The organism is Streptomyces durocortorensis, assembly GCF_016901035.1.
GTDB classification, from domain to species: domain Bacteria; phylum Actinomycetota; class Actinomycetes; order Streptomycetales; family Streptomycetaceae; genus Streptomyces; species Streptomyces durocortorensis.
Genome location: NZ_JAFEUF010000175.1, coordinates 1 through 9,985, shown reverse-complemented (window position 1 = coordinate 9,985; position 9,985 = coordinate 1). Strand labels below are relative to the sequence as shown.

Below are 9,985 nucleotides of genomic sequence, written 5' to 3'. Positions count from 1 at the left end.
GGGCGCGGGCCCCATTACCGTGCCCCCGCCCCCGGGCACGGGGCGCGGGGGGGTCCTCCGCGTTTTCCCCCGCCCCCCCCCGGCCGGGGGGGGGGGGGGCGCGGGGTCAGTCCGACGGCCGGGGCGTCTTCGTTCCGGCCGTCTCCGTACCACCCGGCAGGAACTCCACCAGCAGCCCGTGGATCTGCCGCACCAGCGGTCGCAGCACCCGGAACCGGGAGAGCGCGATGGCCCGCGCGGCGATCGGCGCGGTGCGCTCGACCAGCCGGCGGCTGCGCTCGGCGCCCTCGCTGCGGTCGTACACCCAGAACAGCACCAGGCCCATCTGCATCAGCCACATCAACTGCGGCAGCAGCGGTGCCAGTTCCGGGTCGCTCTTGACGTCCGCCCCGGCGATGCAGCGTTCGTGGATGGAGATCGCCGCGTCGCGGGCGGCCACCGAGTCCTCCGAGAACGGGGAGAGCGGACTGTCCGGATCCGCCGCGTTCTTGAAGAACTGGGCGGCGAAGCGGTGGTACGGCTCCGCCACGTCCAGCCAGCCCAGCAGCACGCCCCTGATGCGTACGGTCAGATCGCCGTCGCCCTCCAGCACGGGCCGGACCGCCGCAGCGTGTTCGCCGGCGATCCGGTCGTAGAAGCCCTGGACCAGGTGCTCCTTCGAGGAGAAGTAGTAGTAGGCGTTCCCGACCGAGACGCCCGCCTCCTGGGCGATGGCCCGCATCGTCGTCCGGTCGTAGCCCCGCTCCGCGAAGAGCCGGAGCGCCGTTTCGAGAATCAGCGTGCGGGTCTGCTCGCTCTTCGCGGCCTTGGCCGGCCTCTTCTCCTGCACGTTCTTCTCTTCCTTCACCACGGGCCCAAGGTTAACGGGGAGCCCACGCGCCGCCGGGCGGGGCGGCGCACTCGCGGGCCCCGGGTGCGCAGGGCGGGACGGCCATCGAGCGGTAGCGGGCGGCGGCCAGCACGGTTCCCCGGGCGAAGGGCCGCCCGGCCGGGGTGGTCAGCCAGTGGGCCCTGGAGCGGTACTTGGCCAGCGCCCACAGGCAGACGATCCAGGCGGCCGTCTCCCGGTAGACCTGCCCCAGGTCGCCGACCACGGTGATCTCGGCGAGCGTCGCCGCGTGGTCCAGCTCCGGGAACCGCCGCCGCGCCTCGGGCGATCCGGCCGGTACGAGGTCCAGCGGGACGAGCTGCCGCTGCCGCTGGAGCCAGCCCCGCAGATGGACGCAGAGCGGGCACTGCGCGTCGTAGAGCACGGTCAGCCGGCGTACGGGGCCGGGCCAGGCGACGGCGTGCGGCGCCGGCCCGGGCTGGGCGGTGGGTCCGGGCGCCTGGTCCGGTGGCGCGGTGGGCGCTGCCTCGGCCACCGGGCTCACCGGCCGGCCGCGGGGGCGGTCCACGGGCCCTGGGCCGCCGGCGGGGTCCAGCCCTGCGGCGGGACCGGCGGCGTCTGCTCACGCTCCAGGGCGCTGCGGCGGCGGATGCGGCTGAGCACCCACACATTGCCCAGGTGCATCACACCGAGCACCAGCAGGACGACGCCGACCTTCACCGAGAGGGCCTCGAACAGCTCGCGGGCGTCGGCCACCCCGTCGGCGTTCTTCAGATACAGCGTGACGAACCCGAGGTTGACCAGGTAGAAGCCGACCACCAGAAGATGGTTGACGGCGTCGGCGAGCTTCTCGTTCCCGTGCAGCACATCGGCGAGGAAGATCCGCCCGTTGCGGCTGAGCGTGCGGGCGACCCAGACGGTGAGCGCCACGCTGATCAGCAGGTAGATGACGTACGCGACAACAGTGAGGTCCATGCCCCACCCTCCCTTGAACGCGTTCAAAACTGCTCTTGGGTATGACTGTAGACCTCTTCTTGAACATGTTCAAGAAGAGGTCTACAGGGCTGCTGCAGGGGGTGGTTCAGAGGGCCTTGGGCCCGTCCGGGTTCACCAGCGCGTCCGCGATCTCCGCCCGCAACGCCTCGCCGTGCAACGGCGTCAGCTCCGCGAGCGCCGTGTTCCACTCCGCGGCCGCGCTCTCCGCCGCCTCCCGCAGGCCCCGCTCCACCGGGCCCCGGGCGAAGAACAGGACCACCGCGCCCACCGGCCGGAGCAGCCACCGCCCGCGTACGCTCAGCGCGACGGTGACCCGCCAGGAGCCGTCCTCGGCCGGGCGCGGAGTGAGGGTGAGGCGGGCCTTGGCCAGCCGGTGCACGGCCCGCCCCGCCACGGGGGCCCGGGCGGCCGGGGGAGCGGAGGGCAGCCGGTCCACGGCAGCCCACCAGGCCGCCAGATCGGCCGAGCCGCGCGCCGAGCAGCGGTACAGCGAGCCGCCCCCGGGCTGGTGCCCCGACAGGGAGAGCTCCACCGCGCGGGGCCTGCGGGGCTCGCTCAGCCGCAGCCGCACCTTCAGGGACATGCCGTCCTCCACGACGAGGCTCTCCACCTCGACGGAGTGCGACGGACGCCAGGCGCGCAGGACGGCGGACGAGAGCGTCGCGGAAGAGTCACCCGCACCGGACACGTGCGCCGCCGGGCCGTCGACAGCCTCCGCGGCCGCACCCGCCGCACCGCCCGACCCGGGCGACCCGGGCGACGCCGGGACCTCCCCGTACCGCGCCCCCGACCGCAGATGACGCCCCTTCAGCAGCCGCAGGCCGTCCACGGCCCGCCCGTCGGCCAGCAGGACCGCCCCGTCCCGGCCCTCCCGGGATGCGTCCAGGAGGCCGACCGTCAGGCCGGCGGCCTCCTCGAACCAGCCACGGTCCAGGGGAGCGACGGTGACCGTGTGCTCGAAGCGCGCCATGGGACCGCCCCGGGACTCAGGCGCTCATGGAGCGGGCGTGGTTGAGCTGGCCCATGATCGCCGGGAAGGTGTGCGGGCCCATGGCCGGGATCATCGTGGAGTGGTGCCGGCCGCCGCTGGTGACGGTGACCTGGATGAAGCCAGTGGTCCGCTTCTCCTTCATCAGCAGGAACAGCAGACCGATCAGGCAGAACAGCGCGAAGATGATCGCCAGCACGACCGCGTGCGTCGGGATCTTCTCCTCCGTGCGCGACATGTCCGTGGCCGTCCAGACCGCGCCCTTGAGCGGCATCGACCCGGACGGGGTGACGATCGCGTCGCTCATCACGGTGATGTCGCCGATCGACAGCACCGGCACCCCGCCCTGGCCCGGCACGCCCTGCGGCACCGGCAGGTACTGCCCGGGCATCGTCGGCTGAGCGTGCTGCGGGTATCCGTAACCGGGCCCCGGCTGGGTCGCGGCCTCCGGCAGCGGCTGCGGGTAGCCGTACGCGGGCGTGGCGCCCGGCCCCGGATACCCGTACGCCTGGCCGTCGGCGACGGTCGGCTGGTGACCCGGCTGCTGCTGGGGCGGGCCCCACTTGTACGCGTCGTCCGCGTACGGATTCGGCTCGCTCACGACGATCCCCGTTCTCTTTCGGTCTTCAGCTCCGCTGAACCGTACCGCCCGTGGGGCCCCGGTGCAGCAACAAGCCCCGCCCCCGGCAGCGGGGGGGCGGCGGGGGCGGGGCCTGTCGACACAACAGGTGTTACGGGCGAGTCAGAAGCGACGCGTGATGAGCGCGCGCTTCACCTCCTGGATCGCCTTGGTGACCTCGATGCCACGCGGGCAGGCGTCCGTGCAGTTGAACGTGGTGCGGCAACGCCACACGCCGTCACGGTCGTTGAGGATCTCAAGACGCTGCTCTCCGGCCTCGTCGCGCGAGTCGAAGATGAAGCGGTGCGCGTTGACGATCGCCGCCGGGCCGAAGTACTGGCCGTCGTTCCAGAACACCGGGCACGAGGACGTGCACGCGGCGCACAGGATGCACTTGGTGGTGTCGTCGAACCGCTCACGGTCCTCGGGGGACTGCAGACGCTCGCGGGTCGGCTCGTTCCCCTTGGTGATGAGGAAGGGCATGACGTCGTGGTACGCCTGGAAGAACGGGTCCATGTCGACCACGAGGTCCTTGAGGACCGTGAGGCCCTTGATGGCCTCGACCGTGATCGGCTTGTCCGGGTTGATGTCCTTGATCAGCGTCTTGCAGGCGAGCCTGTTCTTGCCGTTGATCCGCATCGCGTCGGAACCGCAGATCCCGTGGGCGCAGGAACGGCGGAACGTCAGGGTGCCGTCGAGCTCCCACTTGATCTTGTGAAGGGCGTCGAGGACACGCTCCTTCGGGTCGATCTCGATCTGGAAGTCCTGCCAGTGGACCTCGTCCGACACCTCGGGGTTGAAGCGGCGGATCCGGAACGTGGCCGTGATGAACGGCGAGTCGGCGAAGCCGGCCTCGGCGTTGTCGGTCTTGTCCAGGGTGGGGGTAGCCATCAGTACTTACGCTCCATCGGCTGGTAGCGGGTCGTCACGACCGGCTTGTAGTCGAGCCGGATCGACTCGGCGCCGTCGGCGGCCACCTCGCGGTACGCCATGGTGTGGCGCATGAAGTTGACGTCGTCGCGGTTGGGGTAGTCCTCGCGGTAGTGACCGCCGCGGGACTCCTTGCGGGCGAGCGCGGAGACCGCCATGACCTCGGCCAGGTCGAGCAGGTTGCCCAGCTCGATGGCCTCCAGCAGGTCGGTGTTGAACCGCTTGCCCTTGTCCTGGATCGACACGTTGAGGTACCGCTCGCGCAGCTCGGCGATCTTGGCGACCGCCGTCTTGATGGTCTGCTCGGTGCGGAACACCATCACGTTGGCGTCCATGCACTCCTGGAGCTCCGTGCGCAGCTCGGCGACCCGCTCGGTGCCCGTCGAGTTGCGCAGCCGCTCGACCTGGTCGGCGACGAGCTGGGCCGGGTTCTCGGGCAGCTCGACGAAGTCGCTCTTCGCCGCGTACTCGGCGGCCGCGATGCCGGAGCGCTTGCCGAAGACGTTGATGTCGAGCAGCGAGTTGGTGCCGAGGCGGTTGGCGCCGTGCACGGAGACGCAGGCGACCTCGCCGGCGGCGTACAGGCCCGGGACGACGGTGGTGTTGTCGGCCAGCACCTCGCCCTCGACGTTGGTCGGGATGCCGCCCATGGCGTAGTGCGCGGTCGGCTGGATCGGGATCGGGTCCGTGTAGGGCTCGATGCCGAGGTACGTACGCGCGAACTCGGTGATGTCCGGGAGCTTGGCGTCCAGCTGCTCCGGCGGCAGGTGCGTCAGGTCCAGGTACACGTGGTCACCGGCCGGACCGCAGCCGCGGCCCTCACGGATCTCCGTGTAGATGGAGCGCGAAACGACGTCACGGGACGCGAGGTCCTTCATGACCGGCGCGTACTTCTCCATGAAGCGCTCGCCGTCCTTGTTGCGGAGGATGCCGCCCTCACCGCGGGCGCCCTCCGTCAGCAGGATGCCCATGCGCCAGATGCCCGTCGGGTGGAACTGGAAGAACTCCATGTCCTCCAGCGGCAGACCGCGCCGGTAGCAGGCGGCCTGGCCGTCACCGGTCAGGGTGTGGGCGTTGGACGTCACCTTGAAGAACTTGCCGGTGCCGCCGGAGGCGTAGACGACCGACTTCGCCTGGAAGACGTGGATCTCGCCGGTCGCCAGCTCGTACGCGATGACGCCGGCGGACTTCTTGACCCCGTCGACCTCGGCGATCAGCTGGTCCAGGACGTAGAACTCGTTGAAGAACTCCACGCCCTCCTTGACGCAGTTCTGGTACAGCGTCTGGAGGATCATGTGGCCGGTGCGGTCGCCCGAGTAGCAGGCGCGACGGACCGGGGCCTCGCCGTGGCTGCGGGTGTGACCGCCGAAGCGGCGCTGGTCGATCCTGCCCTCGGGCGTGCGGCCGAACGGCAGGCCCATCTTCTCCAGGTCGAGGACGGCGTCGATGGCCTCCTTCGCCAGGATCTCGGCGGCGTCCTGGTCGACCAGGTAGTCGCCGCCCTTGATCGTGTCGAAGGTGTGCCACTCCCAGTTGTCCTCCTCCACGTTGGCGAGCGCGGCGGCCATGCCGCCCTGCGCGGCGCCCGTGTGGGAGCGGGTGGGGTAGAGCTTCGTGAGCACGGCGGTGCGGCTGCGCTTGGTCGACTCGATGGCCGCGCGCATGCCGGCGCCGCCGGCGCCGACGATGACGGTGTCGTACTTGTGGATCTGCATGGTTTTCCTCTGGTCCCTCTGTCCCGGCGCCTAGCGGATGTTCGGGTCGAAGGTGAAGATCACCAGCGTGCCCAGCAGGACGGTGAACACCGTGGCGGTGTACAGGAGCATCTTCAGCCAGAAGCGGGTGTTGTCCCGTTCGGCGTAGTCGTTGATGACCGTGCGCAGGCCGTTGCCGCCGTGGAGCATGGCGAGCCACAGCATGATCAGGTCCCAGGCCTGCCAGAACGGCGAGGCCCAGCGGCCCGCCACGAAGGCGAAGCCGATCTTGGAGACGCCGCCGTCGAGCACCAGCTGGATCAGCAGGTGGCCGATGACGAGGACGGTCAGGAGGATGCCCGACAGGCGCATGAAGAGCCAGGCGTACATCTCGAAGTTGCCGCGCGAAGCCTTGGGCGTCTTGGCCGTCCGCTTACGCGGGGGCTCGATCACGGGCGCCGGGTTGTCGACGTCGTAGAGGCTCACGCCCTCGACATCACCGATCGCGGCTGCGGAAGAAGTCTCGCTGGACATGGGCCTCAGCTCCCGAAGACGTCGCGTACGGCGTGACCGAGGACGGGGTACAGGGCCCCGACCATCAGCACGATCCAAATGCCCATCACGGTCCAGAGCATCTGCTTCTGGAGTCGCGGGCCCTTGGCCCAGAAGTCCACGGCGATGATCCGGAGACCGTTCAGCGCGTGGAAGAGAATCGCGGCCACCAGGCCGTATTCGAGGAGCGCGACGATCGGCGTCTTGTACGTGGCCACGACTTCGTCGTAGGCCTCGGGCGAGACGCGGACAAGAGCGGTGTCCAGGACATGTACGAACAGGAAGAAGAAAATGAGGACACCGGTGACTCGATGAGCCACCCACGACCACATGCCTTCCCGGCCGCGGTACAGCGTTCCAGCCGGCACGGAAGAACCCTCCGGGAGCGGGGATTGGGGTCGGCCGGCTTGACTGTCGGTCTGACCCGGCCGGGTACGGTCCACCGGCCCCGGCCATCGTAGCGACGCTTTGTCGGTTCGTTCGCGCCGGGGCCTCTGGTGTGATCAAAGTGGCAATCAAACAGGCACGTACGGGCTAGAGCGACCCTTACCGCCGGGGGGTGCGGCGGCTGCCTCCGGGGGGCCGCGGCGACTACTTCCGTGGGTCTGCGGCGACTACCCCCGGGGGTCGCCGGCGACCAGCTCGACGATCCGGCTCCGGGCGAGTCGGCGCAGCTCCTCGGCGGTCACCGCCCGCTCCTCGTCCACCTCGTGCGCCAGCCTGACCCGGATCCCGGCCAGCACCTGGTCGACGTACTGGGAGGGCTCGAAGGCGTCCAGGCAGATCACGAACGCGTGGCCGAACCTGCTCTCGTACGCCGCGTGCGCGGCCCGCAGCGCCAGATGGGCGGCGCGGGGGGCGTCGCTGTGCAGACAGGGGGCCGGCTCCGCGGCCAGGGCCTCGGCGATGTCGCCGGGCGCGAGGTCGTAGCCCGCCTCGTCGGACGCGGCCAGTAGAGCGCCGAGATCGGGGTAGGGGCGGTGGGCGGCCATCCGGTGGGCCCAGCGGAGACTGCCGCAGCACTCCAGGAAGGCCGCCTCGGCTGCGGCGAAGGGAAGGCTGTTGAAGTGGGCCAGGCCGACGGCATGATCGGCCGGCGACCCGCCGACGGGCGGCGCTCCGGGGACGCCGGCCGGAAGCGTGACGCCGGCCGGAAGCGTGGCGCCGGCCGGAGACGCGGCGTGGGCCGGGGTCGGGTGGCGCGGCTGCACGGGCACGGCCGACCGGCCGGCCGGGGGCGTGGATCGCTTCGGCAGGCCGGCGGGGGACTCGCTGGACCTGGACAGCGTGGACACCTCGTATCGACTCGTATCAATGACAGCTGTGACTCTGTGACCCTGTGACCCCGGAAAAGGGTCCTCCGTCCCTGAAAGACAGGCGGGAGCGCAAGGAGGTTGCGCGGGGTGGGAGTGAAGAGGGAGACGAATGTTCCGCAACGCTAACGAGATCGGTCGACGGCCGTCCGAGGGACCGGAGAGGAATCACCCGAACGGGAGAGTTTCGGAACGTGTGATGGACGTCTGACCTGCGTCGGCCGGGGTTCCGTCCGGTCGCCCGACGTCCTCGATGGGCGAGGCCGCGACAAAAATGCCAGCCTTGCACCCTATTCACTCGTTTCACCCGTCCTTGACCCCTCAACGGAGGAATCTGCCCGATGTCGCCCTCGCGTGGTGCCCTTGTCACCGGCGCGGCTGTCACGGCCGCAGCCGCCGTCGTCCTCACCGTCGTCGTCTGGCCGGATGGATCCGGCAGCGGACCGTCCGGCGACACGGCGTCGCCCTCCGGCACCTCCGCCGAGGCCGCCGCCCCGTCGCCCTCCCGCAGCTACCCGATGTCCAGCACGCCGAGTGTGATCCCAGCCGTCCGCGAGCACACGGCGGCGCGCGGGCCGGGCTGGCAGCCGGGCAAGGACAGCGCCGTCGTCATCGCCAAGGGCAGTCAGGTGCTCGCCGACGAGGCGGAGCTGCTCGCCAAGGAGCTGAAGATCCGCTACCGGGGCGCCGAGCCGGCGAAGGCGGGAGACGTGGAGCTGGCGCTCGGCGCCAAGGACGCGGGCCCCTCCGAGTCGTACACGCTCACCGTGCGCGACCGGAAGGTGAAGGTCACAGGACCCGACGAGTCGGGCGTCTTCTACGGCACCCGTACGCTCAAGCAGTCCCTCAAGGCGGACGGCACGGTCCCCGAGGGCGTCGTCAACGACCGGCCGGACCGGCCGCAGCGCGGACTCAACCTCGACATCGCGCGCAAGCACTACAGCGCGGAGTGGATAGAGGACCGCATACGCGAGATGGGCGACCTCAAGCTCAACCAGCTCGGCCTGCACTTCTCCGACGACCAGGCCTTCCGGATCGAGTCGAAGTCCCACCCCGAGGTGGTCTCCGACGAGGCCCTCAGCCAGGAAGAGGTCCGCCGCATCGTCGGCCTCGCCAACAGCCGGCACATCGAGGTCGTCCCCGAGATCGACTCGCCCGGACACCTCGGCGCGGTGCTGGCCGCCCACCCCGACCTCCAGCTGCGCAACACCGCGGGCGTCGAGTCGAAGGGCTCCATCGACATCTCCAAGCCGGCCGCGGCCAAGCTCATCGACGAACTCCTGGAGGAGTACACCGAGCTGTTCCCGGGCCGGTTCTGGCACCTCGGCGCGGACGAGTACCAGGCGCTGACCGTCCAGAACCCCGCCGCCTCCTACCCCCAGCTCCAGCGGGCCGCCGAGGAGAAGCACGGCGCCGACGCCACCATCGAGGACCTGGCCACCAGCTGGCTGAACGACCGCGCGGACGTCGTCGTCCCGAAGGGCCGGACCGCGAAGGCCTGGAACGACGGGCTCTTCCGCGGCACGAAGGTCAAGGCCGACGAGAACATCGAGATCGAGTACTGGACCGGCAAGGAGATAGGCGCCCGCCCGCCGCAGGAGTACCTCGCCGAGGGCTACAAGATGCTGAACCTCAACGACGAGTTCCTCTACTACGTGCTGGGCGAGCCCAACGAGTTCGTCTACCCGACCGGCGAGCGGATCTACGAGCAGTGGACCCCGCTGGTCCTGCGCGGCACCGAACCCGTGGCCGAGCGCTACTCGAAGCAGATCCTCGGCGGCCGGTTCGCCGTCTGGGGCGACCTGCCGAACGCGCAGACCACCGAGCAGGTGGCGAACGGCATCAGGATGCCGCTCGTGGCGACCTCGCAGAAGCTGTGGGATCCGCGGAAGCCCGCGCTGAGCTGGGCACAGTTCCAGCAGTTGGCGGAGCGGACCGGCAGCGCCGGGTAGTTCCGGGGCGTTCCCCGGCGGCGGGGGGGGGGGGGGGGGGGGGGGGGGGGGGGGGGGGGGGGGGGGGGGGGGGGGGGGGGGGGGGGGCGCGCGCGGGGGGGGGGGGCGGGCG

At 70.7% G+C, this 9,985-nt stretch carries 11 protein-coding genes; 1 reads left to right on the top strand and 10 read right to left on the bottom strand.

The genetic code is table 11. The features are described from left to right. Positions 1–106: 106 nt before the first annotated feature. The 10 genes from JS521_RS26070 to JS521_RS26025 form a co-directional block, all read right to left on the bottom strand. Positions 107–850 (bottom strand): TetR/AcrR family transcriptional regulator, encoded by a 744-nt coding sequence (locus JS521_RS26070; protein WP_205085417.1) that lies wholly within the window; start codon positions 848–850, stop codon positions 107–109. Positions 851–860: 10 nt separating this feature from the next. Beyond that, on the bottom strand, positions 861–1,364 hold the full coding sequence (locus tag JS521_RS26065) for a thiol-disulfide oxidoreductase DCC family protein (RefSeq protein ID WP_356561337.1): 504 nt from the start codon (positions 1,362–1,364) through the stop codon (positions 861–863). 5 nt (positions 1,365–1,369) lie between these two features. Beyond that, positions 1,370–1,804 (bottom strand): hypothetical protein, encoded by a 435-nt coding sequence (locus JS521_RS26060; RefSeq protein WP_010058617.1) that lies wholly within the window; start codon positions 1,802–1,804, stop codon positions 1,370–1,372. A gap of 106 nt (positions 1,805–1,910) precedes the next feature. Continuing rightward, positions 1,911–2,795 carry a hypothetical protein gene (locus JS521_RS26055; protein ID WP_205085416.1) on the bottom strand — a complete coding sequence of 295 codons (885 nt, stop codon included), beginning with the start codon at positions 2,793–2,795 and terminating at the stop codon, positions 1,911–1,913. A gap of 16 nt (positions 2,796–2,811) precedes the next feature. After that, complete coding sequence (locus tag JS521_RS26050; protein WP_205085415.1) at positions 2,812–3,414, bottom strand: hypothetical protein; 603 nt, start codon at positions 3,412–3,414, stop codon at positions 2,812–2,814. A gap of 141 nt (positions 3,415–3,555) precedes the next feature. Next, entirely contained in the window at positions 3,556–4,323 is a 768-nt protein-coding gene (locus tag JS521_RS26045; protein ID WP_205085414.1) for a succinate dehydrogenase iron-sulfur subunit, read from the bottom strand. Next, positions 4,323–6,077: a succinate dehydrogenase flavoprotein subunit gene (gene sdhA / locus JS521_RS26040; RefSeq protein ID WP_205085413.1), complete on the bottom strand. Its 1,755-nt coding sequence runs from the start codon at positions 6,075–6,077 to the stop codon at positions 4,323–4,325. The genes JS521_RS26045 and sdhA overlap by 1 nt, the downstream gene beginning before the upstream one ends. 30 nt (positions 6,078–6,107) lie before the next feature. Beyond that, positions 6,108–6,590 (bottom strand): succinate dehydrogenase hydrophobic membrane anchor subunit, encoded by a 483-nt coding sequence (locus tag JS521_RS26035; protein WP_010058611.1) that lies wholly within the window; start codon positions 6,588–6,590, stop codon positions 6,108–6,110. A gap of 5 nt (positions 6,591–6,595) precedes the next feature. Continuing rightward, the gene (sdhC, locus tag JS521_RS26030) at positions 6,596–6,976 is read right to left on the bottom strand and encodes a succinate dehydrogenase, cytochrome b556 subunit (protein WP_078625614.1); all 381 of its coding nucleotides are present in this window, start codon (positions 6,974–6,976) and stop codon (positions 6,596–6,598) included. A gap of 246 nt (positions 6,977–7,222) precedes the next feature. Further along, on the bottom strand, positions 7,223–7,825 hold the full coding sequence (locus JS521_RS26025; RefSeq protein ID WP_372448619.1) for a 2-oxo-4-hydroxy-4-carboxy-5-ureidoimidazoline decarboxylase: 603 nt from the start codon (positions 7,823–7,825) through the stop codon (positions 7,223–7,225). A gap of 437 nt (positions 7,826–8,262) precedes the next feature. Here JS521_RS26025 and JS521_RS26020 point away from each other — a divergent pair, with 437 nt between their 5' ends. Then, complete coding sequence (locus tag JS521_RS26020) at positions 8,263–9,873, top strand: beta-N-acetylhexosaminidase (protein WP_205085412.1); 1,611 nt, start codon at positions 8,263–8,265, stop codon at positions 9,871–9,873. The last annotated feature ends 112 nt before the right edge of the window (positions 9,874–9,985 follow it).

Bases quoted from the DNA above. Each gene is read 5' to 3' on its own strand.
- JS521_RS26055 (WP_205085416.1), bottom strand. From the start codon at position 2,795: ATGGCGCGCTTCGAGCACACGGTCACCGTCGCTCCCCTGGACCGTGGC.
- JS521_RS26060 (WP_010058617.1), bottom strand. From the start codon at position 1,804: ATGGACCTCACTGTTGTCGCGTACGTCATCTACCTGCTGATCAGCGTG.
- JS521_RS26020 (WP_205085412.1), top strand. From the start codon at position 8,263: ATGTCGCCCTCGCGTGGTGCCCTTGTCACCGGCGCGGCTGTCACGGCC.
- JS521_RS26045 (WP_205085414.1), bottom strand. From the start codon at position 4,323: ATGGCTACCCCCACCCTGGACAAGACCGACAACGCCGAGGCCGGCTTC.
- sdhA (WP_205085413.1), bottom strand. From the start codon at position 6,077: ATGCAGATCCACAAGTACGACACCGTCATCGTCGGCGCCGGCGGCGCC.
- JS521_RS26035 (WP_010058611.1), bottom strand. From the start codon at position 6,590: ATGTCCAGCGAGACTTCTTCCGCAGCCGCGATCGGTGATGTCGAGGGC.